The following is a 26241-nucleotide window of genomic DNA, read 5'->3' as shown; positions in this document are numbered from 1 at the left end:
TCGCGGGCCCGGCGGGCCCTCGGCGGTCTCCCGCCGGTGCTCAGCCGGCCAGGCAGGACGGGCCGAGCAGCACCTTGAGGTCGCCGAAGAGCGCCGGGTCGGGCGTGACCCGGTGCCGGTCCAGGCGCAGCACGGTGGTCTTCCGCGGCCCCTGGAGCTTGATCCGCACCTCGGTGGAGCCACGGTGGTGGGTGAGCACCTGGCCCAGCTTCTCCACCATGGGCGGGGTGACCTTCACGGTGGGGATGGTGATGATCACGGGGGCGTTGGTGCCCGCGTTGGAGAGGTCGGGGACCATCAGCTCCATGGCGACCAGGCGCGGAATGTCCTCGCGCTTGTCCAGGCGGCCCTTGACGAAGACGACGGCGTCCTCGACGAGCTGGGTGGAGACCAGCTGATAGGTGGCCGGGAAGAACATGCAGTCGATGGAACCGGCCAGATCCTCGACGGTGGCGATGGCCCAGGCGTTGCCCTGCTTGGTCATCTTGCGCTGGAGGCCCGAGATGATGCCGCCGATGGTGACGATCGCGCCGTCCGCGTGCTCGCCGCCGGTCAGCTGGGAGATGGCGGCGTCGGCCTTGTCGTTGAGGACGTGCTCGATACCGAAGAGCGGGTGGTCGGAGACATAGAGGCCGAGCATCTCGCGCTCCTGCGCGAGCAGATAGGCCTTCTCCCACTCGATGTCGGAGAACTCCACGTCCAGGCCGAAGCCGGGCCCGTCGTCGGCGGTCTCGTCGCCCATCCCGCCGAAGAGGTCGAACTGGCCCTCCGCCTCCTTGCGCTTGACCGCCACCACGTTGTCGATCATCGGTTCGTAGTGCGCGGTGAGGCCCTTGCGGGTGTGGCCCATCTCGTCGAAGGCGCCGGCCTTGATCAGCGATTCGACGGTGCGCTTGTTGCAGACGACGGCCTCGACCTTGTCGAGGAAGTCCGGGAAGGAGCTGTACTTCCCCTTGGACTTGCGGGAGCGGATGATCGAGTCCACCACGTTCTGCCCGACGTTGCGGACGGCGGTGAGGCCGAAGAGGATCACGTCGTCGCCCTGGGCCGCGAAGTTGGCCTCGGACTCGTTGACGTTCGGCGGGAGCACCTTGATGCCCATGCGCCGGCACTCGTTGAGATAGATCGCCGACTTGTCCTTGTCGTCGCGCACGGAGGTGAGCAGCGCCGACATGTACTCGGCCGGGTAGTTGGCCTTGAGGTAGGCGGTCCAGTAGGTGACCAGGCCGTACGCCGAGGAGTGGGCCTTGTTGAAGGCGTAGCCGGCGAAGGGCACCAGGACGTCCCACAGGGCCTGGATGGCCTGCTCGGAGAAGCCCTTCTTCTGCGCGCCCTCCTTGAAGAACACGAAGTTCTTCGCCAGCTCATCGGGCTTCTTCTTGCCCATCACCCGGCGGAGGATGTCGGCCTCGCCGAGGGAGTACCCGGCGATGATCTGGGCGGCCTTCTGCACCTGCTCCTGGTAGACGATCAGACCGTAGGTGACGCCGAGGACCTCCTTGAGGGGCTCCTCCAGCTCCGGGTGGATCGGCGTGATCTCCTGCTGGCCGTTCTTGCGCAGCGCGTAGTTGGTGTGCGAGTTCATGCCCATCGGGCCCGGCCGGTACAGGGCCGAGACGGCGGAAATGTCCTCGAAGTTGTCGGGCTTCATCAGGCGCAGCAGCGAGCGCATGGGCCCGCCGTCGAACTGGAAGACACCGAGCGTGTCACCGCGGCAGAGCAGTTCGTACGTCGTCGGGTCGTCCAGCGGGATCTTCAGCAGGTCCAGCTCGACGCCCTTGTTGGCCTTCACCATCTTGACGGCGTCGTCCATGATCGTGAGGTTGCGCAGGCCCAGGAAGTCCATCTTCAGCAGGCCGAGCGACTCACAGCTCGGGTAGTCCCACTGCGTGATGGTGACGCCGTCCGAGGCCCGGACCCAGACCGGGACGTGGTCGGTGATCGTCTCGCTGGACATGATCACGCCGGCCGCGTGCACACCCATCTGCCGCACGAGGCCCTCGACGCCGCGGGCGGTGTCGATGACCTTCTTCACATCCGGCTCGTTCTCGTACATCCCGCGGATCTCGCCGGCCTCGCCGTAGCGCGGGTGGGCGGGGTCGAGGATGCCGGAGAGCGGGATGCCCTTGCCGAGGACGTCGGCGGGCATCGCCTTGGTGAGGCGGTCGCCCATCGCGTACGGATAGCCCAGCACGCGGGCCGAGTCCTTGATGGCGTTCTTGGCCTTGATGGTGCCGTAGGTGCCGATCATGGCGACCTTGTCGGCGCCGTACTTCTCGGTCACATAGCGGATCACCTCGGCGCGCCTGCGCTCGTCGAAGTCGATGTCGACATCGGGCATGGAGATGCGCTCGGGGTTGAGGAACCGCTCGAAGATCAGGCCGTGCTCGATCGGGTCGAGGTCGGTGATGCCCATGGCGTAGGCGACGATCGAACCGGCCGCGGAGCCTCGGCCGGGGCCGACCGCGATGCCGTTGTTCTTCGCCCACATGATGAAGTCGGCGACCACGAGGAAGTAGGCCGGGAAGCCCATCGAGATGATGATGTCCATCTCGTACTCGACCTGCTTGAGCCGGTCCTCCGGGATGCCGCCGGGGTAGCGGCGGGCCATGCCGCGCATGGTCTCCTCGCGGAACCAGCTGGTCTCGGTGTGCCCCTCGGGCACATCGAACTTCGGCATCAGGTCGCGCTTCTCGAACCAGCCCGTGGTGTCGACCTGCTCGGCGACCAGGAGGGTGTTGGCGCAGCCCTCCTGCCAGGCGTCGGAGGAGTCGATGGCGTACATCTCGTCCGTCGACTTCAGGTAATAGCCGGTGCCGTCGAAGCGGAAGCGGTCCGGGTCGGAGAGGTTCTTGCCGGTCTGGATGCACAGCAGCGCGTCGTGGGCGGTCGCCTCGTGCGCATAGGTGTAGTGCGAGTCATTGGTGACCAGCGGCGGGATGCCGAGCTTCTTGCCGATCTCCAGCAGGCCGTCGCGGACCCGGCGCTCGATCTCGATGCCGTGGTCCATCAGCTCCAGGAAGTACTTCCCCTCGCCGAAGATGTCCTTGTAGTCGCTCGCGGCCTGCACGGCCTCGTCGAACTGGCCGAGCCGCAGCCGGGTCTGCACCTCGCCGGACGGGCAGCCGGTGGAGGCGATCAGGCCCTCGGACCACTGGGCGATCGTCTCCTTGTCCATGCGGGGCCACTTGGTCAGCCAGCCCTCGGCATAGGCGTCGGAGGACAGCCGGAAGAGGTTGTGCAGACCGGTCTTGTTCGACGCCCAGATCGTCTTATGTGTATAACCACCCGAACCGGACACATCGTCGCGCTTCTGGTGCGGCTGGCCCCACTGGATGCGCCGCTTGTTGCGCCGGGACTCCGGCGCGACATACGCCTCGATGCCGATGATCGGCGTGACGCCCGCCTTCTTGGCCTGATGGAAGAAGTCGTACGCGCCGTGGAGGTTGCCGTGGTCGGACATCGCGATATGGGTCATGCCCATCTCGTTGCACGCGTTGAACATGTCCTTGAGCCGCGCGGCACCGTCCAGCAGGGAGTACTGCGTGTGTACGTGCAGGTGCGTGAAGGGCGGCTTGGTCACGGTGGAAGACCTCCGGCGAACGGTCGGCGACAGCGGGGAGACAGCATTGAAGGTTACCGGCCCCCACTGACAGACGAGGGCGCGCTGCGACCTCCCGGGGCTTTAGTCGGCGTTTACCGGGGCCCATGACAGACTCGTCCCTCATGGACATTTCGGCGGCAGGACCGAGGACGGCGCGGGCGGTGCTCTTCACCGCGCTGTGCGTCCTGCTGTCCGCCGCCTCCCACGTGCTGCTGTCCGGCGTGGCCCTGCCCCTGCCGGTCGTCGCCGTGACCTCCGCGGCCGTCTTCGCGCTCGCCTACGCCCTGGCGGGCCGCGAGCGCCGCTTCGCGCACATCGCCGCCCTGCTCGTCCCGCTGGAACTGGCCGCCGACGCCGTGTTCACCACCGGGCAGCGCACCTGCTTCGGCACGGACGGCCACCCCGTCCCCGGAGCGCTCACCGCGCTCTGCGGCGGGGGCGCACTCCATGGCCCCTTCGCGCCCGTCACCGGACCGGACACCGCCTCCTGGCTGCTCCTCGCCGCGCACGTCACGGTGGCCCTGCTGGCCGCCGCCTGGCTGCGCCGCGGCGAGGCCGCGTTCGGCAGACTGCTGGCCGCGGCCGCGGCGGCCGCCTTCCGGCCCCTGCGCACGGCCGCCGCCTCCCCGGCCGTACGGCCGGGCAGCGCGCGCGTCCGCCCCGCGCGCCACGCGCGCGTGCCCGCCACCCCGCCCGCGCTGACGCACTCCGTCGTCCGCCGTGGCCCGCCGCCGCTCGGCACCGCCCTCGCCTGAGCAGTCACGGACCACAGCAGCACACACGGAGAAGTCACCCCATGAGCAAGCGCAACAGCCACGAGAACAAGCAGGCCGCCCGCGAGCGGCTGCGCGCCGAGCGGGAACGCCAGGCCAAGAAGGACAGGACGCGCCGCCAGCTCGTCGTCGGCGGGTCTGTCGTCGCGATCCTCGCGGTCGCCGCGGGCATCGGCGTGGCCGTCAGCCAGATGGGCAAGAGCGGCTCGGACTCCGCCTGGACGGCCGCCGCGAAGAAGGACCTCGTCAAGCCCGCCAACACCGCGGGCGACAAGGGCACCGAGATCGTCATCGGCGACAAGAAGGCCAAGCACACCCTGGACCTCTTCCAGGACATGCGCTGCCCGATCTGCTCGGTCTTCGAGCAGAACGTCGGCGGGACGATCGACAAGGACGTGAAGGACGGCAAGTACAAGGTCTCGTACCACGTCGCCACCTTCCTCGACCGCAACTTCGGCGGCGTCGGCTCCAAGAACGCCCTCAGCGCGCTCGGCGCCGCCCTGAACGTCAGCCCCGAGGCCTTCAGCGCCTACAACAAGGCCCTCTACGCCAAGGACAACCACCCGCAGGAGACGAAGGACGACTACGCCAAGGACGACGTCCTGCTGAAGATCGCGGACGGGATCCCGGCGCTCAAGGGCAACGCCGATTTCCGCAAGAACGTCGAGGACGGCACCTTCGACAAGTGGGCCCTGGAGGTGTCCGACGCCTTCGACACCAACAAGGACGTCACCGGCACCCCGACGGTCAAGCTCGACGGCAAGAAGCTGACCGCGCCGGACGGCAAGAACGCGCCGATCACCCCGGACCAGTACAACAAGGCCGTCGACGAACAGCTCAAGTCCTGACCTCTTCGTCCCCATCCGCACCGGGCGTCCCGTCCCCGCCACCGATGCCGAATCTTGACACGACACTTACCCGAGAGCGTGGCAAACTTCGGCCTCATGGAGGGGACGGGAGTTCGACTGAGGGCGTTGCGTGCGACGTTCTTCACGGCGCTCTGTGTCACGCTCTCCGCCGCCTCCCACGTCCTGCTCTCGCGGACGCCGCTGCCCGTCTCCACCGTCGCCGTGCTGTCCGCCGCGTTCTTCGCGATCGCCTACGCACTGGCCGACCGTGAGCGCGGATACGGACGGATCGCCTCCCTCCTCGTCCCGCTGGAGCTGACGGCCGACACCGTCTTCACCACCGGCCAGCACGCCTGTTACGGGCGGGCCGGCGGCCCGATAGCCGGCCCGCTGCACTCGATCGGCGTCGACCTGGTCTGCCACGGCGGCGGGTTCGGCACCCCGCTCGCCCGCATGGCCGCCCAGGGCGGCACCGCCCCCGCCGCGGACTCCGCCGCCCTGCCCTGGCTGCTCCTCGCCTGCCACATCACGGTGGGCCTGCTGGCCGCCGCCTGGCTGCGGCGCGGCGAGGTGGCCCTGGCCCGGCTGCTGCGCGCGGTGGCCGCGTTCGCCTTCCGGCCGCTGCTGCTGGCCGTCGCCGCACTGGCCGCCGCGGCCCGGGGGCCCCACCGGGCGCCCGTACGGCCCGCGCGCCGCGTCCCGCCCCCGCGCACCCTCCCGCTCCTCGTCCACTCCGTCGTACGGCGCGGACCGCCCCTCTGCCCGGCAGCTGCCTGACGCACTGCCCGCAGCAACAGCGGTCCCCCCATCCGTACTTCACCGGAGAAGACATCATGAGCAACCGCAACAACCCGCAGAACAAGCAGGCCGCCCGCGAGCGGCTGCGCGCCGAGCGCGAGCGCCAGGCCAAGAAGGACAAGACGCGCCGCCAGCTCGTCGTCGCCGGGTCGATCGTCGTCGTCCTCGCGATAGCCGGCGGCATCGGCGTCGCCGTCAGCAACATGAACGACGGCGGCTCCGGCAAGGGCGAGTGGGCCGCCGTGGCGAAGAAGGACCTCGTCAAGCCCGCCAACACCACCGGCGACAACGGCAACGAGATCGTCATCGGCGACCCGAAGGCCAAGGAGACCCTCACCGTCTACGAGGACGTGCGCTGCCCGGTGTGCGCCATGTTCGAGCAGAACTCCGGCGAGCAGCTGCGCAAGGACGTCAAGGACGGCCGCTACAAGGTCCGCTTCGTCATGGTCAACTTCATCGACGACGGCCCGGCCGGCGGCACCGGCTCCAAGAACGCCGTCAGCGCGCTCGGCGCCGCGCTGAACGTCGGCCCCGAGGCGTTCGTCGAGTACAAGGAAGCGCTCTACTCCAAGCAGAACCACCCCGACGAGCAGAACGACGCCTACTCCGACGACAAGAAGCTCATCGAGGTCGCCCAGCAGGTCCCGGCCCTCAAGGGCAACAAGGACTTCGAGAAGAACGTCACCGACCGCACCTACGCCAAGTGGGGCCTGGAGATGGGCAAGCTCTTCGGCAAGAACGGCATCAACGGCACGCCCACGCTGCTGCACGGCGACAAGAAGCTGACCAGCCCCGGCACGCAGAACCCGCCGATCGCCAAGGAGGACTTCGCCTCGGTGATCGACAAGGAGTTCGGCCCGAAGAAGTAGCGGACCGACGGCGGGCGGACGGGCCCCCGAGCCCCGTCCGCCCGCCCTCAGTCCCGGGCGATCGGCGCGACCACCGCGTCCGTGAGAGCCGCCAGGTCGGCGGGGGAGAGCTCGACCTCCAGGCCGCGGCGGCCCGCCGAGACGCAGATCGTGGGCTGCGAGCGCGCGGACGCGTCCAGCGCCGTCGGCAGCTTCTTCCGCTGCCCCAGCGGTGAGATGCCGCCCCGTACGTACCCCGTCGTGCGCTCCGCGGCCGCCGGGTCGGCCATCGCCGCGCGCTTGCCGCCCACCGCCGCCGCGAGGGCCTTGAGGTCGAGGGAACCGGCGACCGGCACCACCGCCACCGTCAGCGCGCCGTCCACCTCCGCCACCAGCGTCTTGAAGACCTGCCGGGGATCGACGCCCAGCGCCTCGGCCGCCTCCTGGCCGTACGAGGCGACGGCCGGATCGTGCTCGTAGGCGTGCACCGTGAACGAGGCGCCCGCCCGCTCCAGGGCGACGATCGCCGGGGTCGAACCGGACTGCTGCTTCTTCGGCTTCTTCACCGCGCCCTCCCGGCCGGGTTCAGTTGGGGCTGGTCGGCTGCTGGGTGAGGTCCACCGCGGGCAGCGACGGCAGCTTGGCGATCACTGCGGTCTCGGCGCGCAGCACCTTCAGCTCCTCCGCGAGCCTGCTCGCGGTGTCGGGGGCCTGGAGCAGCCGCTGCTTCGCGGGGGTGTCGAGCATCGCCGCCGCCGCGACCAGATAGGACAGCACGGACGGCTCCCCCGGCAGGTCGGCCTGCCCGGCCAGGGAGCTCTCGGCCGCGCCCGCCAGCCGCTTCTGGTACGCGCGGAACGCCCGCACGACCCCGGTGGCCAGCGCGCCCGCCTCGTCGCCCTGCTCCTCCTCCAGATACTCCACCTCGCCCGTCAGATACGGGCCCGAGGCGTCGACGGACAGCAGCCGGAAGCGGCTGGTCCCGGAGGAGAGGACCTCGTACGTGCCGTCCGGGCGCTCGCGGATCGTGGCCGCCTCCGCCACGCAGCCGACCGAATAGAACGACTTCAGCGGGTCGGCACCGAAACCGGACGCAGGTCCCGGCTCCGGCCGCGCCCCCTCCGGCAGGCCCGGGGCGGTGCGCGCGACCTCGTGGCCGTCGCGGATGGCGACGACCCCGAAGCGGCGCGGCTCCTCCTCCGGCAGCTCCGACAGATCGCGCATCAGAGCGCGGTAGCGCTGCTCGAAGACGTTCAGGGGGAGCACGAGGCCGGGGAACAGCACGGTGTTGAGGGGAAAGAGGGGGAGGCGTGCGGTGGTCACAGCCCGTAGCCTAATGGCCTGGGCGGTCGGCTGGTCGGGGGTTTTCCCCGGCCCGTACGGATGCGCCCGCCGCGGGCCGGCATGTGGTCACTGGCGGCGGAGCAGGCGGGACGCTCCCGCCGCCACCGTGGTCGCCAGTATCCAGCCCAGGAGGATCAGGGCCGCCACCACCCACTGCGCCACCCCCGTCGGTCTCCAGGCCTGCCCCTGGCCCAGGTCGATCACCGGCAGCAGCAGGTCCAGGGCGTACAGCTCGGGGTTCCACGCGGGACCCTCGTGGTCCTTGATCGGCGTCAGCGGGTGACAGGTGAAATAGACCGTGGCCGCCGCCCACAGCACCGCCATCCACACCGCCGCCCGCCCCGGGCGGTAGCCGTACGCCACCGTCCAGTCCTGGAGATACCCCCACGCCTTGCCCGCCAGCGGCAGCGTCTCGCGCCGCCTGCGCTGCTTGGCCAGCAGCACCTCCCGCGCCTCGGCGTCCTCCCCGCTGTCGCGCAGGGCGCCCGCCAGCTTTTCGTACGGCTCCGGCGCGTACTCCGGGGTCGCGGCGGCCACCCACTCCAGCCGTCTGCTCAGCGGGAAGGGGCCGAGCGGTATCAGGTTCTCGTAGGAGAAACCGGCCATCACCAGCCCGCCGGGGCCCGGCCAGCTCTCCGCCCGGTCGACGAGATTGACGATCCTGGCCCCCGACAGCACGACCCGCCCGCGCTGCCCCCACTCGCCGAGGAAGCGCAGCTCCGGCGTCTGGATCCGGCGCAGCGACAGCTCCTGGTCCGCCTCCAGGACGAACCGCGCCTGGCTGAAGTCCACCGCGTCACCGAACCGCCCGTCGTCCAGGCGCACCCCGCCCCGGCACTCGAAGCGCTGCACCCGCGTGCCCCGCTCGGGCGTGGTGACGATGCCGTACGGGGGAGTGAACCCGCTGGCGAAGGCGGCGCTGCTGTAACCGGCCGCCGTCAGATAGAGGGTGCGCTCGACCGTCATCTGCGGGGCGTTGAGGGCGCGCCGCCCGTACGGATTGCTCAGGGTGCTGCCGCGCAGGCTGAGCGAGACCCCTATGGTGGCGCCCCGCATGCTCAGCTCGCCGTACGACCGCATCAGCTCCGCCTGGAGGTCCTGCCCGACCGACATGCCGTCGGCGGCGACCGACAGGCCCCGCCGGTCCTGGCGCACCACCACCTGATTGAGCAGCAGGTCCGTCCCTATGTGGGCGTCGGTCAGGCGGATGCCGTTCTGCACGACGCAGCGCGGCAGGTGCAGATCGCCCTCCGTGCGCAGCCGGGCGGCCTCCAGCCGGGGGATGGCGCAGCCGACCAGCCGCAGCGTGGTGAAGTGGCACTCCGGCAGCAGCACCTGCTGGTCGAAGCGGCAGTTCAGCATCTCCACGTACGGGACGACGGTCCCGCCCGACAGGTCGAGCGAGCCCGTGATCCGTACGCCGTTGAGCTTGAGGGCCGACACCCTCCCCGGCTGGGCGGGCGGCCCGTCGAGGAGGAGCAGGGCGACGATCCGGGCGCGCACGCTGCGCTCGGGACCCCAGGGGTGCGGGCCGGAGGGGTCGTTCCACTCGGGCTGCGCCACGCGCAGATCGTGGGTGGCGCCCATCCGGAACGCCCGCCACATCCCCCATTCGGCGGTGGTGAGATCCAGCCCGGCGGGTGGTTCGCTGTCGTGCGGTTCGGTCACGGACCGTACCCCCTTCCGCCACGCATACCACTCGGTACCGTCCCCATTCCCGCCGTGTGACGGATTGAACACCCATGGTGAGAGGTTCGTGCGGCCCGGCGGCGCGTATCACCGGTTGGTACAGGGAGCCGTGTGCCGGGACGGGTCTGAGACAATTGACCCTGTGATCTCCCGAATCGATCTGCGCGGCACCGCCTCCGGCGTCGACCGCGACCTGCTGCCCCGAGCCGAACTCGACGTGGAGGCCGCCCTGGAGAAGGTGCGGCCCATCTGCGAGGACGTGCATCATCGTGGCACCGCGGCCCTGATCGACTACGCGGAGCGGTTCGACGGCGTCACCATCGACCGGGTGCGTGTCGCGCCCGAGGAGATCACCGGCGCCCTGCGGGAGCTGGACCCGGCCGTGCGCGCCGCGCTGGAGGAGTCCATCCGCCGCGCCCGCATCGTCCACCGCGAGCAGCGGCGCACCGACAAGACCGTCACCGTCGTGCCCGGCGGCACCGTCACCGAGCGCTGGGTCCCCGTCGACCGCGTCGGCCTCTACGTCCCCGGCGGCCGCTCGGTCTACCCCTCGTCCGTGATCATGAACGTGGTGCCGGCCCAGGAAGCGGGCGTCGGCTCGATGGCCGTCGCCTCCCCGCCCCAGGCCGACTTCGGCGGGCTGCCCCACCCCACGATCCTGGCGGCCTGCGCGCTGCTCGGCATCGACGAGGTCTACGCCGCCGGCGGCGCCCAGGCCATCGCGATGTTCGCCTACGGCACCGAGGACTGCCGCCCGGTCAACATGGTCACCGGCCCCGGCAACATCTGGGTCGCCGCCGCCAAGCGGCTGCTCAAGGGCCGCATCGGCATCGACGCCGAGGCCGGCCCCACCGAGATCGCCATCCTCGCCGACGCGAGTGCCGACCCCGTGCACGTCGCCGCCGACCTCATCAGCCAGGCCGAGCACGACCCGCTGGCCGCCGCCGTGCTCGTCACCGACTCCGAGGAGCTGGCGAAGGCCGTCGAGAAGGAGCTGGAGACCCAGGTCGCCGCGACCAAGCACATCGAGGACCGGATCGTCCCCGCCCTCGCGGGCCGCCAGTCCGGCATCGTGCTCGTCGACGACATCGAGCACGGCCTCGCCGTCGTGGACGCCTACGGCGCCGAGCACCTGGAGATCCAGACCGAGAACGCCTCCGAGGTCGCCGCCCGCGTCCGCAACGCCGGAGCGGTCTTCGTCGGCCCCTACGCCCCCGTCTCCCTCGGCGACTACTGCGCCGGCTCCAACCACGTCCTGCCCACCGGCGGCTGCGCCTGTCACTCCTCCGGCCTGTCCGTGCAGTCCTTCCTGCGCGGTATCCATGTCGTGGACTACACCCGCGACGCCCTCGCCGAGGTCACCCACCACGTGGTGACGCTCGCCGAGGCCGAGGACCTGCCCGCGCACGGAGCCGCGCTCAAGGCGAGGTTCGACTGGAAGGTGCCACAGAGCAAGTGACCGGGATCGACGACCTGCCCATCAGGGACGAGCTGCGCGGCAAGTCCCCGTACGGAGCGCCCCAGCTCGACGTGCCCGTACGCCTGAACACCAACGAGAACCCCTACCCGCTGCCCGAGCCCCTCGTCGCCCGCATCGCCGAGCGCGTCGCCGAGGCCGCCCGGCACCTCAACCGCTACCCCGACCGGGACGCGGTCGAGCTGCGCACCGAGCTCGCGAAGTACCTCACCCGCACCGCGGGCCACGAGGTCACCGCGGGCCAGGTCTGGGCGGCCAACGGCTCCAACGAGATCATCCAGCAGCTGCTCCAGACCTTCGGCGGGCCCGGCCGCACCGCGATCGGCTTCGAGCCCTCGTATTCGATGCACGCCCTGATCTCGCGCGGCACCGGCACCGGCTGGATCCCCGGCCCGCGCCGCGCCGACTTCACCATCGACGTCGACGCGGCCGTCACCGCCATCGCCGAGCAGCGGCCCCACGTGGTCTTCATCTGCTCGCCCAACAACCCCACCGGCACCGCCGTCGGGGCCGGCACCGTCCTGCGGCTGTACGAGGCGGCGCAGGCGGCCAGGCCCTGTCTGGTCGTCATCGACGAGGCGTACGGCGAGTTCAGCCATCGCCCCTCGCTGCTGCCGCTCATCGAGGGACGGCCGAACCTCGTCGTCTCCCGCACCATGTCCAAGGCCTTCGGCGCCGCCGGGCTGCGGCTGGGCTATCTGGCCGCGCACCCCGCGGTGGTCGACGCCGTCCAGCTCGTACGGCTGCCGTACCACCTGTCCTCCGTCACCCAGGCCACCGCGCTCGCGGCCCTGGAACACACGGACACGCTGCTCACCTATGTCGAACAGCTCAAGGCGGAGCGCGACCGCATCGTCGCCGAGCTGCGGGCCATGGACTTCGAGGTGACGGAGTCCGACGCGAACTTCGTCCAGTTCGGCCGCTTCGCGGACAGCCACGAGGCGTGGCAGGCCATCCTCGACCAGGGCGTCCTGGTCCGGGACAACGGCGTACCGGGATGGCTGCGGGTCACCGCGGGCACCCCCGCCGAGAACGACGCCTTCCTCGACGCGGTGCGCACCATTCGCAAGGAGAACAACTCATGAACCGCGTGGGCCGCATAGAGCGCACCACCAAGGAGACCTCCGTCCTCGTCGAGATCGATCTCGACGGCAGCGGGCAGGTCGACGTGTCGACCGGGGTCGGCTTCTACGACCACATGCTCGACCAGCTCGGCCGCCACGGGCTCTTCGACCTCACGGTCAAGACCGACGGCGATCTGCACATCGACACCCACCACACCATCGAGGACACCGCGCTCGCGCTCGGCGCCGCCTTCAGGCAGGCCCTCGGCGACAAGGTCGGCATCTACCGCTTCGGCAACTGCACGGTCCCCCTGGACGAGTCCCTCGCCCAGGTCACCGTGGACCTCTCCGGGCGCCCCTACCTCGTGCACACGGAGCCCGAGAACATGGCGCCCATGATCGGCTCGTACGACACGACGATGACCCGGCACATCCTGGAGTCCTTCGTCGCGCAGGCCCAGATCGCCCTGCACGTCCACGTCCCGTACGGGCGCAACGCCCACCACATCGTCGAGTGCCAGTTCAAGGCCCTCGCCCGCGCGCTGCGCTACGCCAGCGAGCGCGACCCGCGCGCGGCCGGAATCCTTCCCTCCACGAAGGGCGCGCTGTGACCGGCCTGTCCACCATCCTGATCGTCGTCGGTCTCTTCCTCCTCGGCGGGATGATCTCCTTCGCCAAGCAGGGCGTGCCCAAGGGCGTGATCGTGCTGCTCGGCATCGGCTGCGCGATGTGCCTCGTCGCCGGAGTGATGCGCCTGGAGGTCTGGGCATGAGCGACCGCAAGAAGGTCGTCGTCTTCGACTACGGCTTCGGCAACGTCCGCTCCGCGGAGCGCGCCCTCGCCCACGTCGGCGCGGACGTCGAGATCACCGGCGACTACGACGCGGCCATGAACGCCGACGGGCTGCTCGTCCCCGGCGTCGGCGCCTTCGAGGCCTGCATGAAGGGCCTGCGCGCCGCCCGCGGCGACTGGGTCGTCGGCCGCAGGCTCTCCGGCGGCCGCCCCGTCATGGGCATCTGCGTCGGCATGCAGATCCTCTTCGAGCGCGGCATCGAGCACGGAGTGGAGACCGAGGGCCTCGACGAGTGGCCCGGCACGGTCGAGCCGCTCAAGGCGCCCGTCGTCCCGCACATGGGCTGGAACACCGTCACCCCCGCCGAGGGCTCCCGGCTCTTCGCCGGCCTCGACGCCGACGCCCGCTACTACTTCGTGCACTCCTACGCGGTGCGCGAGTGGGGCTTCGAGATCACCGCGGACCACATCCGGCCGCCCCAGGTCACCTGGGCCACCCACGGCGAGCCGTTCGTCGCCGCCGTGGAGAACGGCCCGCTGTGCGCCACCCAGTTCCACCCCGAGAAGTCCGGCGACGCCGGCGCCCAGCTGCTGACCAACTGGATCGAGACCCTGTGAGCCCCGTGATGCCGAAGCTCGAACTCCTCCCCGCCGTCGACGTCCGCCACGGCCAGGCCGTCCGCCTCGTCCACGGCGCCTCCGGCTCCGAGACCTCCTACGGCGACCCGCTCTCCGCCGCCCTCGCCTGGCAGCGCTCCGGCGCCGAGTGGCTGCACCTCGTCGACCTCGACGCCGCCTTCGGCACCGGCGACAACCGGCCGCAGATCGCCGAGGTCGTCCGCTCCATGGACATCAAGGTCGAGCTGTCCGGCGGCATCCGCGACGACGCCTCGCTCGCCGCGGCCCTCGCCACCGGCTGCACCCGCGTCAACCTCGGCACCGCCGCCCTGGAGACCCCCGAGTGGGTCGCCAAGGTCATCGCCGAGCACGGCGACCGGATCGCCGTCGGCCTGGACGTCCAGGGCACCACCCTGCGCGGCCGCGGCTGGACCCGCGACGGCGGCGACCTCTACGAGACCCTCGCCCGCCTGGACGCCGAGGGCTGCGCCCGCTACGTCGTCACCGACATCGCCAAGGACGGCACGCTCCAGGGCCCCAACCTGGAGCTCCTGAAGAACGTCTGCGCCGCGACCGACCGGCCGGTAGTCGCCTCCGGCGGCGTCTCCTCCCTTGACGATCTGCGGGCGATCGCCAACCTGGTACCGGAGGGCGTCGAAGGCGCCATCGTGGGGAAGGCCCTCTACGCCAAGGCGTTCACCTTGGAAGAGGCCCTGGAGGCTGTTTCCGTATGAGCGAAGCCGTGCAGCGGGTGCAGAGCGACGACAGTCCCTGGGAAGAGACGTTCGGTTGTGCGCGCGCTGTCGCGGCGGGGGACCGGGTGCTGGTGGCCGGAACCCTGCCGTTCAACGGCTCCGTGCTGCACGGCGAGGGCGACCCCTACGAACAGGCCAGAGCGGCCTTCGGGAACGCCGTCGCCGCCCTGGCGGACTTCGGCCTCGGCCCCGAGGCCGTCATCCGCACCCGCATGTACCTGACCCACGCGCGGGACGTCGACGCGGTCGGCCGCGCCCACAAGGAGTTCTTCGAGGCGGTGCGGCCCGTGGCGACCCTGGTGGTCGTCTCCGGCTTCGTCGACTCGCGCGTGCTGGTCGAAGTAGAAGTAGAAGCGTACCGAGGAGCAACGAACACATGACCCTGGCGGTCCGAGTCATCCCCTGCCTGGACGTGGACAACGGCCGGGTCGTCAAGGGCGTCAACTTCCAGAACCTGCGCGACGCCGGCGACCCCGTCGAAATGGCCAGGATCTACGGTGCGGAAGGCGCGGACGAACTCACCTTCCTCGACATCACCGCCTCCTCCGGCGACCGTGAGACGACCTACGACGTGGTGCGCCGCACCGCGGAGCAGGTCTTCATCCCGCTGACCGTGGGCGGCGGCGTCCGCACCGCGGGCGACGTCGACAAGCTGCTGCGCGCCGGCGCCGACAAGGTCGGCGTCAACACCGCGGCCATCGCCCGGCCCGAGCTGATCCAGGAGATCGCCGAGCGCTTCGGCCGCCAGGTGCTGGTGCTCTCCGTGGACGCCCGGCGCACCGGATCCGGGAGCTTCGAGGTCACCACGCACGGCGGCCGCCGCGGCACCGGCATCGACGCCGTCGAGTGGGCCCACCGCGCGGCGGAGCTCGGCGCGGGCGAGATCCTGCTGAACTCCATGGACGCCGACGGCACGAAGGACGGCTACGACACGGAGATGATCGCGGCCGTGCGCAAGCACGTGACCGTGCCGGTGATCGCGAGCGGGGGCGCCGGGCGGCTGGAGCACTTCGCCCCGGCCGTCGAGGCGGGCGCGGACGCGGTGTTGGCCGCGTCCGTCTTCCACTTCGGCGACCTGAAGATCGCCGAAGTCAAGAGCAGCCTCCGCGAAGCGGGCCACCCGGTCCGCTGAGGGGCACCCGGGGGCCGGGGCGCCTAGAGGCCCAGCGCCGCTTCCTGGAGCTTGGCCACGGCATTCTCGTCGCCCGTCAGCTCCACCCGCGCCGCCGCCTGGCGGCCGAACGCGAACAGGGTCAGCTCACCCGGCTCGCCCGTCACCGTCACCACGGGCGCGCCCCGGTGGGCCACCGCCGTGCGGCCGTCGGGGCGGCGCAGGACCAGGCCCACCGGCGACTTCCGGCCGAGCATCCGCGCCACCCGCTCCAGCCGGGCCCACAGCGCGTCCGCGAACACCGGGTCCAGCTCGCGCGGCGCCCAGTCCGGCTGGGCGCGCCGTACGTCCTCCGTGTGCACGAAGAACTCGACGGTGTTGGCGGCCTCGTCGACCTGCTTGAGGGCGTACGGCGACAGGCGCGGCGGCCCGGTGCGGATGAGCTGGAGCAACTCCTCGTACGGCTTGGCGGCGAATTCGGCCTGCACCCGCTCGAGCCGCGGGGCCAGTGCCTTGATCACCAGACCCGCCGCCGCGTCGGAGCGGCGCTCCCGCACGACGACATGGGCGGCCAGGTCACGGGTCTGCCAGCCGGTGCAGAGCGTGGGGGCGCCGGGGCCCGCGGTCTCCAACAGATCGGCCAGGAGCAGGCGTTCGCGCTGTGCGTGGGTCGACATGCGGCCACCCTACGGCCGGGGACCGGTCCGTGCCACGGCGCCGCGACGGGCCGCGTCAGTCCGGCAGCGGCTCCGTCAGCTTCGAGCCGCCCGGTGTGATGCTGCGCGTGATCGTGCACGTGATCTGGTTCTGGCCACGGTCGTACGTCCGCTTCGCCGGATACAGCACATACGAGTAGTACGTACGGCCGTCGGATATGGAACCCACCCGCTTCCGCGCGGTGGACTCGCACATGTCCTTCGCCTTGTCCTGGATCGCCTGCTCGCTGTCGAACGAGCCCATCAGCGTCGCGTTGGATATCACCTCGCCGTCGTGCGTGCCGCTGCACAACATCGTGACGACCGTGGAGATGCCGGTGGTCAGGCTCGGGTGGTCGAAGCACTGGCCGGGCTTGAGCACCACATAAGGCACCTGCTGGTCCCCGGGCAGCGACGGGCCCGAGGACGCGGAGGGCCTGGGGTCAGCCAGGTCGGAACCGGGCCCGGAGGCATCCGCGGACGGCGCGGACGACGTCACCGACGGGCTCGGCGAGCTCTTCCCCTTCGCCTTCGTGTCACCGCCGCCGCCCTTCGCCGTGAGGATGATGCCGCCGACGACCAGCCCCGCCACCAGCACGACGGCGACCACGATCGCGGCGACCTTCGCGCCGTTGCCACCCGACGGCGGCGGGGGCGGCGGCACCGGCGGCGCGAACTGCTGCCCGTACTGCTGCTGTCCGTACTGGCCGAAACCCTGCGGCTGTCCATAACCCGGACCGCCGGCCGGCCCGCCCTGCGGCGGGCCGTAAGGCTGACCGTAGGGCTGCGCGGGCGGCTGGACGGGAGGCTGCGCGGGCGGCTGGGCCGACGGCGGCCCGAAACCCTGGGGCGGGCCGAACCCACCGCTGTCGCGGGGCGGTTCCGGGGAGTTCGGCGGCGGCGGAGACGTCATGGTCGAAGCATGCCGTACGCCACTGACAACCCGTCCGCCGGGCTCCTGATCAAGACCGTGACCAGGGACCCGGCCCCCGTCAATGCCACGGGCGCCACCCGGCCCGCCGCGCATGGCGGCAGAATGGACACCATGACCGGCACCACTCGCCCCGCCCCCGGGACCACCGCCCTCGACCCCGCCCTCGCCGCCCGCCTCAAGCGCAGCGCCGACGGGCTGGTTCCCGCCATCGCCCAGCAGTACGACACCGGCGAGGTGCTCATGCTCGGCTGGATGGACGACGAGGCCCTCCACCGCACTCTGACCACCGGCCGCTGCACCTACTGGAGCCGCAGCCGCCAGGAGTACTGGGTCAAGGGCGACACTTCCGGCCACTTCCAGCACGTGAAGTCCGTGGCCCTCGACTGCGACGGCGACACCCTCCTCGTCAAGGTCGACCAGGTCGGCGCGGCCTGCCACACCGGCGACCGCACCTGCTTCGATGCCGATGTCCTGCCGCTGGGCCAGTAGGCTCCGCTGCCATGGCTGCCACGACCACGGGTGACATCACGCCCGACGCCGATACCTTCCGTACGCTCGCGAAGGACCGCCGGGTCATCCCGGTCACGAGGCGATTCCTCGCCGACGGGGACACCCCCGTCGGCCTCTACCGCAAACTCGCGGCGGAACGCCCCGGCACCTTCCTGCTGGAGTCCGCCGAGAACGGCCGCACCTGGTCCCGCTACTCCTTCGTCGGCGTCCGCAGCTCCGCCACCCTCACCGTGCGCGACGGGCGGACCCACTGGCTCGGCACCCCGCCCGTGGGCGTCCCCACCGAAGGCGACCCGCTCCAGGCCCTGCGCGCCACCGTCGCCGCCCTCCACACCCCCCGCGACCTCATAGAGGGCACCGGACTGCCGCCCTTCACCGGCGGCATGGTGGGCTACCTCGGCTACGACATCGTCCGCCGCCTGGAGAAGATCGGCGAGCACGGCGAGGACACCCTGGGCCTGCCCGAACTGACCATGCTGCTCACCTCGGACCTCGCCGTCCTCGACCACTGGGACGGCACGGTCCTGCTGATCGCCAACGCGATCAACCACAACGACCTCGACACCGGCATCGACGAGGCCTACGCCGACGCCGTCGCCCGCCTCGACGCCATGGCCGCCGACCTCCGCAGGCCGGTCCCCACCGACCCCACCGCCCTGCCGCCCTCCGAACTCCCCGAGTACACCGCCCGCTGGGGCGGCCCGGACTACATGGCGGCCGTCGACGACATCAAGGAGCGCATCCGCGCGGGCGAGGCCTTCCAGGTCGTGCCCTCCCAGCGCTTCGAGACCCCCTGCACCGCCTCCGCGCTCGACGTCTACCGCGTCCTGCGGGCCACCAACCCCAGCCCGTACATGTACCTCCTGCGCTTCGACGGCTTCGACATCGTCGGCTCCAGCCCCGAGGCACTGGTCAAGGTCGAGGACGGGCACGCCATGGTGCACCCGATCGCCGGCACCCGCCCGCGCGGCGCCACCCCACAGGCCGACGCGGCCCTCGCCGAGGAGCTGATGGCCGACCCCAAGGAGCGCGCCGAGCACCTCATGCTCGTCGACCTCGGCCGCAACGACCTCGGCCGGGTCTGCGAACCCGGCAGCGTGGAGGTCGTCGACTTCATGTCCGTCGAGCGCTACAGCCACGTCATGCACATCGTCTCCACCGTCACCGGCCGCCTCGCCCCCGGCCGCACCGCCTTCGACGTGCTCACCGCCTGCTTCCCCGCCGGCACCCTCTCCGGCGCGCCCAAGCCCCGCGCCATGCAGATCATCGAGGAGCTGGAGCCCGCCCGCCGCGGCCTGTACGGCGGCTGCGTCGGCTACCTCGACTTTGCGGGCGACTCCGACACCGCCATCGCCATCCGCACCGCGGTGCTGCGCGGGGGCACCGCGTACGTCCAGGCGGGCGCCGGCGTCGTCGCCGACTCCGACCCGGCCGCCGAGGACGCCGAGTGCCGCAACAAGGCCGCGGCCGTCCTGCGCGCGGTGCACTCCGCCAACCGCCTTGCACCCCGCGCCTGACCCCGTACCCCGGCGCCCGGGAAGCCCCTGAGGGGACCCCCGGGCGCCGGGGCGGGCGGCACAAGAGATAGTGGTAACCGTGAGCGCAGCCGTACCCCACCCCCGTCCCCAGGCCGAGCCCGCCCCCCGCGCCGGTGGCGCCGGGCGGCGCAGCGTCGGCGCCGCCCTGCTGTTCGGCGCCGCCGGAGCCGCGCTCGTCCTCCTCGCCGGGGGACGCACCTGGGCCGAGGGCACGGCCGCGGCCGACATCGCCCAGAGCGCCGTCTCCAAGCAGGTCACCGGCCAGGACGTCAACGGCCTGCCCGGCGCCCTGGCCGTCGTCGGCCTCGCCACGCTCGTCGCCGTCTTCGCCGTCCGCGGCGTGTGGCGCACCGTCGTCGCCGCGGTCCTCGCACTCTGCGGCGCCGGGATCGTCGCCGGCGCCGCCACCGGCGCCTTCGACACCAGCGCGCTGGAGGAGAAGGCCGCCAAGGCCCAGGGCCTCACCAGCGCCGCCGTCGACCACGTCAGCCACACCCCCTGGCCGTGGGTCGCCCTCACCGGCGGAGTGCTGCTCTTCCTCGCCGGGCTGCTCGCCCTGCGCCACGGACGGCACTGGCCCGCGATGTCCGGCCGCTACGAGCGCGACGGCACCCCCCGCCCGCGCCGCCCCCGCACCGCCCCCGACCCCGAACGCCCCGAAGAGCTCTGGAAGGCCCTCGACCGCGGCGAGGACCCCACCGGCGAGCCCGGCGGAGCGCAGCCGACCGCCCCCGGCGACAGCCCGGGGAAGCGGCCGTGAAAGACGGCAGGGAACACGCCCACCCCCAACTCAAGGCACCCCCGGGCGTCGGGGACAATGACCATGAGCGTTCTCCGCGCCCGCGGGCGCGCCACAGCAACGAGGAGTCATAGTCATGGCGGGTAGCAGCCACGGACACACCCCGGCCGCCTGGACCGGTGTCATCATTTCCTTCATCGGCTTCTGCGTCGGCGGTGCGTTCATGGTGATCGCCAACCCGGTCGGGTTCTGGGCCGGCATCGGCATCATCCTGCTCGGCGGCGTCGTCGGCGGCATCATGCGCCTGATGGGCTACGGCGCGGAGCCCAAGGGACGCGCGAAGGTCCAGCCCCAGACCCAGGGCTGATCCACCCCGCTCGCCCGCCAAGGCGCGGCCCGGGCCCGTACGGACGAACGTACGCGGGCCCCGTGCTGCGCCTTCGTGCTGTCCGGCGCAGACTGCGACGTGTGACGGACCGCGCCGACGGCCTGCCGGATGGCCGTACGACGGGCCGCGTGGACGACCACGCGCCCGCACCTCCCCGCACCGCCGCGCCCGCCCCGGGCCCGGTGCGCCGCCTCACCGCCCCCGCCTGCGTCGCCGCCGGGCTCGCCGCCGCCGTCACCTGGATCGGCGCCGTCGACCCCAACCGGCCCGGCCACTACCCCGCCTGCCCACTGCTGCGCTGGACCGGCCTGTACTGCCCCGGCTGCGGCGGGCTGCGCGGAGTCCACGCCCTCGCCCACGGCGACCTCGGGACGGCACTGCACGCGAACGCGCTCGCCGTCGCCGGGTACGCGGGCTTCCTCGCGCTGTGGATCGCGTGGGTGGCCGCCGCGCTGCGCGGGAAGGACGGCCTGCGACTGCCGCTGCGCGCGCCCCACTGGTGGGCGGTCGGGGCGGCGGTGCTGGCGTTCACGGTCCTGCGGAACCTGCCGTGCTGCCCCTGGCTGACGCCGCAGCCGTAGCGCGGGAGAAACCCGCGAAACCCGGGAATGACGCCATGTGACAGGACCGGCGTCAACCGGATGCGAATCCTTCGGTCTGTGGCAAGTACCATCACAATGCCTGGTGAGGAGATTCCGCCGCACCAGCCCAGACCATCCGAGTCCGGAAGGGGGCCGCTCGCGTGAGTGTGCTCGACGAGATCATCGACGGAGTCCGTGCCGACCTCGCGGAGCGGCAGGCGCGCGTCACCCTCGACGAGCTCAAGCAGCGGGCCGCCAAGGCTCCGCAGGCCAAGGACGGCGTCGCCGCCCTGCGCGGCGAGAACGTCAGCGTGATCTGCGAGGTCAAGCGCTCCAGCCCCTCCAAGGGCGCCCTCGCCGCGATCGCCGACCCCGCGGGGCTCGCCGCGGACTACGAGGCGGGCGGCGCGGCCGTCATCAGCGTGCTCACCGAGCAGCGCCGCTTCGGCGGTTCGCTCGCCGACCTGGAGGCCGTCCGGGCCAAGGTCGACATCCCGGTGCTGCGCAAGGACTTCATCGTCACCGCCTACCAGCTGTGGGAGGCCCGCGCCTACGGCGCCGACCTGGTCCTGCTGATCGTCGCGGCCCTGGAGCAGGAGGCCCTGGTCTCCCTCATCGAGCGCGCCGAGTCCATCGGCCTCACCCCGATCGTGGAGGTCCACGACGAGGAGGAGGTCCAGCGCGCCGTCGACGCGGGCGCCCGGATCATCGGCGTCAACGCCCGCAACCTCAAGACCCTCGAGGTGGACCGCGGCAACTTCGCCCGCGTCGCGCCCGAGATCCCGGACCACATCATCAAGATCGCCGAGTCCGGCGTCCGCGGCCCGCACGACCTCATCGCCTACGCCAACGACGGCGCCGACGCGGTGCTCGTGGGGGAGTCCCTGGTGACGGGCCGCGACCCCAAGGGCGCGGTGGCCGACCTGGTCGCCGCGGGCGCGCACCCCGCGCTGCGGCACGGGCGGGGCTGACGCCCCGGATGACCACCCGCCGCAGCCGCCGCACGGGGCCGGGCCGCCGCCCGGCCGTCGTCGGCGTGCCCGCGGCCGGGTCGTCCGCCCAGGACGCTTACGCGCGCCTGGCCCGGGGCTGCCGTCCCCGCGGCTGCCGCGCGCCGGCCCGCCGCGTCCGGGGCCGCAGAGTGAGGTACCACATCGGCTGCGAGCCGGGTCAGGTCAACGGGCGCCGATGGCGTGGCTGAGCGTCAGCTCAGCGATCACGTCAACTCACTCATCTCCTGAGGAGACCGGCATGCCCAGCGAATTCTTCATCCCGGACCCGGAGGGTCAGATTCCGAGCGCCGAAGGCTACTTCGGCGCGTTCGGCGGCAAGTTCATCCCCGAGGCCCTCGTGGCCGCCGTGGACGAGGTCGCCGCCGAATACGAGAAGGCCAAGGCCGACCCCGCCTTCGCGGCCGAGCTCAACGACCTGATGGTCAACTACACCGGGCGCCCCAGCGCCCTCACCGAGGTGCCGCGCTTCGCCGAACACGCGGGCGGCGCCCGGGTGTTCCTCAAGCGCGAGGACCTCAACCACACCGGCTCGCACAAGATCAACAACGTGCTGGGCCAGGCGCTGCTCACCAAGCGCATGGGCAAGACCCGCGTCATCGCCGAGACCGGCGCCGGCCAGCACGGCGTCGCCACCGCCACCGCCTGCGCGCTCTTCGGCCTGGAGTGCACCATCTACATGGGCGAGGTCGACACCGAGCGCCAGGCGCTCAACGTCGCCCGGATGCGGATGCTCGGCGCCGAGGTCATCGCCGTGAAGTCCGGCAGCCGCACCCTCAAGGACGCCATCAACGAGGCGTTCCGCGACTGGGTCGCCAACGTCGACCGCACCCACTACCTCTTCGGCACGGTCGCCGGGCCGCACCCCTTCCCCGCGCTGGTCCGCGACTTCCACCGGGTGATCGGCGTCGAGGCCCGCCGGCAGATCCTGGAGCGGGCCGGCCGGCTGCCGGACGCCGCCGTGGCCTGCGTCGGCGGCGGCTCCAACGCCATCGGCCTCTTCCACGCCTTCCTGCCCGACACCGGCGTCCGCCTGATCGGCTGCGAGCCCGGCGGCCACGGCCTCGCCAGCGGCGAGCACGCGGCCACCCTCACCGCGGGCACCCCCGGCATCCTGCACGGCTCGCGCAGCTACGTCCTCCAGGACGAGGACGGCCAGATCACCGAGCCGTACTCCATCTCCGCCGGACTCGACTACCCCGGCATCGGCCCGGAGCACTCCTATCTGAAGGACACCGGCCGCGCCGAGTACCGCGCCGTCACCGACGACGAGGCCATGCAGGCGCTGCGGCTGCTCTCACGCACCGAGGGCATCATCCCGGCCATCGAGAGCGCGCACGCGCTCGCGGGCGCGCTGGAGGTCGGCAAGGAGCTGGGCCCCGACGGCCTGCTCCTGGTCAACCTCTCCGGGCGCGGCGACAAGGACATGGACACGGCGGCCCGCTACTTCGGGCTGTACGACGGCGAGCAGGGCGAGGGGGCCAACTGATGGCGGGCAACATCGAATTGCTGGGCTCCGTGCTGGCGACGGCCGAGGCGGAGAACCGCGCGGCCCTCGTCGGCTATCTCCCGGCCGGCTTCCCGACCGTCGACGACGGCGTACGGGCGATCACCGCGATGCTCGAGGGCGGCTGCGACATCGTCGAGGTCGGGCTGCCGCACAGCGACCCGGTCCTGGACGGCCCGGTCATCCAGACCGCCGACGACATCGCCCTGCGCGGCGGCATCAGGATCGTCGACGTGATCCGTACGGTCCGCGAGGCGCACGCCGCGACGGGCGCGCCGGTGCTGTGCATGACCTACTGGAACCCGGTCGACGCCTACGGGGTCGAGCGGTTCGCCGCCGACCTCGCCGCCGCCGGGGGAGCGGGCTGCATCCTGCCCGACCTCCCGGTCGAGGAGTCCGAGGTCTGGCGGAAGGCCGCCGAGCAGCACGGCCTGGCCACGGTCTTCGTGGTCGCGCCGAGCAGCCGGGACGAGCGGCTCGCCAAGATCACGGCGGCGGGCAGCGGCTTCGTCTACGCGGCGTCCCTGATGGGCGTCACCGGCACCCGCGAATCCGTCGGGCAGGAGGCACAGGAGCTGGTGCGCCGCACCCGCGCGGTGACCGAACTGCCCGTCTGCGTCGGGCTCGGCGTCTCCGACGCCCGGCAGGCACAGGAGGTCGCGCAGTTCGCCGACGGCGTCATCGTCGGCTCGGCCTTCGTCAAGCGCCTGCTGGACGCCCCCGACCTGGAGTCCGGCCTCGCCGCCGTCCGCACCCTCGCGGGTGAACTGGCCGCGGGCGTACGCAAGCGCGGCTAACTCTTTTGGTGGAACCGGCGACCGGGGGCGCGCAAGCCGCGCCCCCGGTTCGTTTACGGGGACGTGAGCCAGAAGAACTCTGATGGGAAGCGCAGCGCCCGCGAGCGACTGCAGGAACAGCGCCAGCAGGAGGAGTCCCGCGCCAAACGCAAGCGGACCCTCATCGCGGGCGTGATCGTGGTGGCCGTCCTCGGCGCCGGGGCCGGCATCGGGGCACTGGTGGCCCACTCCGGCAAGGGCAAGAAGCAGGAGAAGGCCGGCCCGCTGGTCGCCCCCCAGGGCGCCACCGGCAAGGACACCGTGATGATCCCGGTCGGCAAGTCCACGGCGAAGGCCACCCTGACCGTCTACGAGGACTTCCGCTGCCCCGGCTGCGGCCAGTTCGAGAACGCCTTCCGCGACACGGTCCACGACCTGGAGGGCAAGGGCGAGCTCAAGGCCGAGTACCACCTGGTCACCCTGATCGACAACAACCTCGGCGGCAAGGGCTCCCTCAACGCGGCCAACGCGGCGGCCTGCGCCCAGGACGCCGGGAAGTTCGCCGCGTACCACGACGTGCTCTACAAGAACCAGCCGGAGGAGACCGACGACCAGTACGGCAAGAAGCCGCGCCTGCTCGAGCTGGCCGGGCAGGTCCAGGGGCTGGACACCCCCGACTTCCGCAAGTGCGTCGACGACGGCACCCACGACAGCTGGGTCAAGAAGTCCCAGGAGACCTTCAGCAAGTCCGCCTACCACGCGACGCCGACGATCCTCCTCGACGGCAAGAGCATCTACGGGGACCAGGCCAATCCGCTCACCCCCGACAAGCTGCGGCAGCTGGTCGCGGCCGCGCAGGGCTAGGGGCGTTACGCAGCTGTTGTGCCGGGTGGGTTGCCGTCCGCGTGGCCCGGCAGGGTAGCGTCAGTGCTGCCATGGACATCGCTTACATTCCCAGCCCGTCGACCGGAGTGATCCATCTCGGACCAATCCCGTTGCGCGGCTATGCCTTCTGCATCATCATCGGCGTCTTCGTCGCCGTCTGGCTCGGCAACCGGCGCTGGATCGCACGGGGCGGACGGGCCGGGACGGTCGCCGACATCGCCGTGTGGGCGGTGCCGTTCGGGCTTGTCGGCGGCCGGCTCTACCACGTCATCACCGACTACGAGCTGTATTTCGGTGCCGGGCGCGACTGGGTCAACGCCTTCAAGATCTGGGAGGGCGGGCTCGGCATCTGGGGCGCGGTCGCGCTCGGCGCGGTCGGCGCCTGGATCGGCTGCCGGCGCCGTGGCATCCCCCTGCCGGCCTGGGCGGACGCGCTGGCGCCCGGCCTCGCCGTGGCCCAGGCGATCGGGCGCTGGGGCAACTGGTTCAACCAGGAGCTCTACGGCAAGCCGACGGACCTCCCCTGGGCCCTGAAGATCGACGCGGACCCCGCGATCGGGCGGCTCGCCGGTACGTACCACCCGACGTTCCTCTACGAGTCCCTCTGGTGCCTGCTCATCGCGGGCCTGGTGATCTGGGCCGACCGCCGCTTCACGCTGGGACACGGGCGGGCGTTCGCGCTCTATGTCGCGGCCTACACGGTGGGGCGCTTCTGGTTCGAGTACCTCCGTGTCGACGACGCGCACCACATCCTCGGCCTGCGGCTCAACGACTGGACGTCGATCGTGGTCTTCCTCGGCGCGGTCGCCTACATGGTCATCTCCGCGAAGCGGTGCCCTGGTCGGGAGCAGGTCGTGGAGCCGGCGGCGGTCGAAGAGGCGGCTTCCTCGGAGGAACCGGCGAAGAAGGCCTGACGCCTGCGGCGGGCTTTGTTCCCCAGCCCCGCCCCTTCCCGAA

29 protein-coding genes are annotated in these 26241 nt (G+C 71.6%); 23 read left to right on the top strand and 6 right to left on the bottom strand.

Going from position 1 to position 26241, the window contains the following annotated elements; all coding sequences use genetic code 11:
• Positions 1 to 40: 40 nt before the first annotated feature.
• Entirely contained in the window at positions 41 to 3583 is a 3543-nt protein-coding gene (dnaE, locus tag ABD269_RS20255) for a DNA polymerase III subunit alpha (protein WP_301888082.1), read from the bottom strand.
• A gap of 125 nt (positions 3584 to 3708) precedes the next feature.
• On the opposite strand from dnaE, the gene ABD269_RS20250 reads away from it, so the two are divergent.
• The 4 genes from ABD269_RS20250 (at position 3709) to ABD269_RS20235 (ending at position 6892) form a co-directional block, all read left to right on the top strand.
• Entirely contained in the window at positions 3709 to 4359 is a 651-nt protein-coding gene (locus ABD269_RS20250; protein ID WP_344119690.1) for a hypothetical protein, read from the top strand.
• A gap of 41 nt (positions 4360 to 4400) precedes the next feature.
• Positions 4401 to 5225 carry a thioredoxin domain-containing protein gene (locus tag ABD269_RS20245; protein ID WP_344119688.1) on the top strand — a complete coding sequence of 275 codons (825 nt, stop codon included), beginning with the start codon at positions 4401 to 4403 and terminating at the stop codon, positions 5223 to 5225.
• Positions 5226 to 5321: 96 nt separating this feature from the next.
• Positions 5322 to 6002: a hypothetical protein gene (locus ABD269_RS20240; RefSeq protein ID WP_344119686.1), complete on the top strand. Its 681-nt coding sequence runs from the start codon at positions 5322 to 5324 to the stop codon at positions 6000 to 6002.
• Positions 6003 to 6058: 56 nt separating this feature from the next.
• The gene (locus ABD269_RS20235; RefSeq protein WP_301888089.1) at positions 6059 to 6892 is read left to right on the top strand and encodes a thioredoxin domain-containing protein; all 834 of its coding nucleotides are present in this window, start codon (positions 6059 to 6061) and stop codon (positions 6890 to 6892) included.
• 47 nt (positions 6893 to 6939) lie between these two features.
• On the opposite strand, the gene ybaK is transcribed toward ABD269_RS20235, so the two are convergent.
• The 3 genes from ybaK to ABD269_RS20220 all read right to left on the bottom strand — a co-directional run bounded on the left by ybaK (position 6940) and on the right by ABD269_RS20220 (position 9883).
• A complete protein-coding gene (gene ybaK, locus ABD269_RS20230) occupies positions 6940 to 7437 on the bottom strand; it encodes a Cys-tRNA(Pro) deacylase (RefSeq protein WP_301888091.1) in 498 nt (165 codons plus the stop codon).
• A gap of 19 nt (positions 7438 to 7456) precedes the next feature.
• Entirely contained in the window at positions 7457 to 8194 is a 738-nt protein-coding gene (locus ABD269_RS20225) for an LON peptidase substrate-binding domain-containing protein (RefSeq protein ID WP_301888093.1), read from the bottom strand.
• Positions 8195 to 8281: 87 nt separating this feature from the next.
• On the bottom strand, positions 8282 to 9883 hold the full coding sequence (locus tag ABD269_RS20220; protein WP_344119683.1) for an oxidoreductase: 1602 nt from the start codon (positions 9881 to 9883) through the stop codon (positions 8282 to 8284).
• A gap of 163 nt (positions 9884 to 10046) precedes the next feature.
• On the opposite strand from ABD269_RS20220, the gene hisD reads away from it, so the two are divergent.
• The 8 genes from hisD to hisF are packed head-to-tail and all read left to right on the top strand — an operon-like array spanning position 10047 to position 15742.
• Positions 10047 to 11363, top strand: coding sequence for a histidinol dehydrogenase (gene hisD / locus ABD269_RS20215; RefSeq protein WP_344119681.1), 1317 nt, complete (start codon positions 10047 to 10049; stop codon positions 11361 to 11363).
• Positions 11360 to 12466 (top strand): histidinol-phosphate transaminase, encoded by a 1107-nt coding sequence (locus tag ABD269_RS20210; RefSeq protein ID WP_344119679.1) that lies wholly within the window; start codon positions 11360 to 11362, stop codon positions 12464 to 12466. The genes hisD and ABD269_RS20210 overlap by 4 nt, the downstream gene beginning before the upstream one ends.
• Positions 12463 to 13056, top strand: coding sequence for an imidazoleglycerol-phosphate dehydratase HisB (gene hisB / locus ABD269_RS20205; RefSeq protein ID WP_344119677.1), 594 nt, complete (start codon positions 12463 to 12465; stop codon positions 13054 to 13056). The genes ABD269_RS20210 and hisB overlap by 4 nt, the downstream gene beginning before the upstream one ends.
• Positions 13053 to 13217, top strand: coding sequence for a hypothetical protein (locus tag ABD269_RS20200; RefSeq protein ID WP_301888104.1), 165 nt, complete (start codon positions 13053 to 13055; stop codon positions 13215 to 13217). Before hisB ends, ABD269_RS20200 begins: the two co-directional genes overlap by 4 nt.
• Positions 13214 to 13855: an imidazole glycerol phosphate synthase subunit HisH gene (gene hisH / locus ABD269_RS20195; RefSeq protein WP_344119673.1), complete on the top strand. Its 642-nt coding sequence runs from the start codon at positions 13214 to 13216 to the stop codon at positions 13853 to 13855. Before ABD269_RS20200 ends, hisH begins: the two co-directional genes overlap by 4 nt.
• 8 nt (positions 13856 to 13863) lie before the next feature.
• Positions 13864 to 14589, top strand: coding sequence for a bifunctional 1-(5-phosphoribosyl)-5-((5-phosphoribosylamino)methylideneamino)imidazole-4-carboxamide isomerase/phosphoribosylanthranilate isomerase PriA (gene priA, locus ABD269_RS20190; RefSeq protein ID WP_344119765.1), 726 nt, complete (start codon positions 13864 to 13866; stop codon positions 14587 to 14589).
• Complete coding sequence (locus tag ABD269_RS20185; RefSeq protein WP_344119671.1) at positions 14586 to 14990, top strand: RidA family protein; 405 nt, start codon at positions 14586 to 14588, stop codon at positions 14988 to 14990. Before priA ends, ABD269_RS20185 begins: the two co-directional genes overlap by 4 nt.
• The gene (gene hisF, locus ABD269_RS20180) at positions 14987 to 15742 is read left to right on the top strand and encodes an imidazole glycerol phosphate synthase subunit HisF (RefSeq protein WP_344119668.1); all 756 of its coding nucleotides are present in this window, start codon (positions 14987 to 14989) and stop codon (positions 15740 to 15742) included. Before ABD269_RS20185 ends, hisF begins: the two co-directional genes overlap by 4 nt.
• Before the next feature lie 23 nt (positions 15743 to 15765).
• On the opposite strand, the gene ABD269_RS20175 is transcribed toward hisF, so the two are convergent.
• Positions 15766 to 16398, bottom strand: coding sequence for a TIGR03085 family metal-binding protein (locus tag ABD269_RS20175; RefSeq protein ID WP_301888112.1), 633 nt, complete (start codon positions 16396 to 16398; stop codon positions 15766 to 15768).
• Between the two features lie 55 nt (positions 16399 to 16453).
• Positions 16454 to 17329, bottom strand: a complete 876-nt coding sequence (locus ABD269_RS20170; RefSeq protein WP_344119665.1) for a hypothetical protein — start codon at positions 17327 to 17329, stop codon at positions 16454 to 16456.
• Between the two features lie 132 nt (positions 17330 to 17461).
• On the opposite strand from ABD269_RS20170, the gene hisI reads away from it, so the two are divergent.
• From hisI to lgt, 11 genes are all read left to right on the top strand, one after another.
• The gene (gene hisI, locus ABD269_RS20165) at positions 17462 to 17839 is read left to right on the top strand and encodes a phosphoribosyl-AMP cyclohydrolase (RefSeq protein ID WP_116215596.1); all 378 of its coding nucleotides are present in this window, start codon (positions 17462 to 17464) and stop codon (positions 17837 to 17839) included.
• 11 nt (positions 17840 to 17850) lie between these two features.
• Complete coding sequence (locus tag ABD269_RS20160; protein WP_344119663.1) at positions 17851 to 19377, top strand: anthranilate synthase component I; 1527 nt, start codon at positions 17851 to 17853, stop codon at positions 19375 to 19377.
• Positions 19378 to 19456: 79 nt separating this feature from the next.
• Positions 19457 to 20158, top strand: coding sequence for a TIGR02234 family membrane protein (locus ABD269_RS20155; RefSeq protein WP_344119661.1), 702 nt, complete (start codon positions 19457 to 19459; stop codon positions 20156 to 20158).
• A 115-nt stretch (positions 20159 to 20273) separates the two neighbouring features.
• Positions 20274 to 20504 (top strand): HGxxPAAW family protein, encoded by a 231-nt coding sequence (locus ABD269_RS20150; protein WP_301888118.1) that lies wholly within the window; start codon positions 20274 to 20276, stop codon positions 20502 to 20504.
• Between the two features lie 149 nt (positions 20505 to 20653).
• Complete coding sequence (locus ABD269_RS20145; protein WP_344119761.1) at positions 20654 to 21106, top strand: DUF2752 domain-containing protein; 453 nt, start codon at positions 20654 to 20656, stop codon at positions 21104 to 21106.
• A gap of 161 nt (positions 21107 to 21267) precedes the next feature.
• A complete protein-coding gene (gene trpC / locus ABD269_RS20140) occupies positions 21268 to 22077 on the top strand; it encodes an indole-3-glycerol phosphate synthase TrpC (RefSeq protein ID WP_344119658.1) in 810 nt (269 codons plus the stop codon).
• Positions 22078 to 22085: 8 nt separating this feature from the next.
• Positions 22086 to 22307: a tryptophan biosynthesis modulator TrpM gene (trpM, locus tag ABD269_RS20135; protein WP_301888123.1), complete on the top strand. Its 222-nt coding sequence runs from the start codon at positions 22086 to 22088 to the stop codon at positions 22305 to 22307.
• 50 nt (positions 22308 to 22357) lie between these two features.
• Positions 22358 to 23605, top strand: coding sequence for a tryptophan synthase subunit beta (gene trpB / locus ABD269_RS20130; protein WP_301888124.1), 1248 nt, complete (start codon positions 22358 to 22360; stop codon positions 23603 to 23605).
• Positions 23605 to 24420, top strand: a complete 816-nt coding sequence (gene trpA / locus ABD269_RS20125) for a tryptophan synthase subunit alpha (RefSeq protein ID WP_344119655.1) — start codon at positions 23605 to 23607, stop codon at positions 24418 to 24420. The genes trpB and trpA overlap by 1 nt, the downstream gene beginning before the upstream one ends.
• Positions 24421 to 24483: 63 nt before the next feature.
• Positions 24484 to 25263, top strand: a complete 780-nt coding sequence (locus ABD269_RS20120; protein ID WP_301888128.1) for a DsbA family protein — start codon at positions 24484 to 24486, stop codon at positions 25261 to 25263.
• A gap of 71 nt (positions 25264 to 25334) precedes the next feature.
• Positions 25335 to 26198 carry a prolipoprotein diacylglyceryl transferase gene (gene lgt, locus ABD269_RS20115; RefSeq protein ID WP_344119652.1) on the top strand — a complete coding sequence of 288 codons (864 nt, stop codon included), beginning with the start codon at positions 25335 to 25337 and terminating at the stop codon, positions 26196 to 26198.
• Positions 26199 to 26241: the final 43 nt, after the last annotated feature.

Source organism: Streptomyces blastmyceticus (assembly GCF_039521185.1).
Classification (GTDB): Bacteria; Actinomycetota; Actinomycetes; order Streptomycetales; family Streptomycetaceae; genus Streptomyces; species Streptomyces blastmyceticus.
Note: the sequence above shows the minus strand (reverse complement) of the source record. Positions and strands in the feature narration are given on the sequence as shown.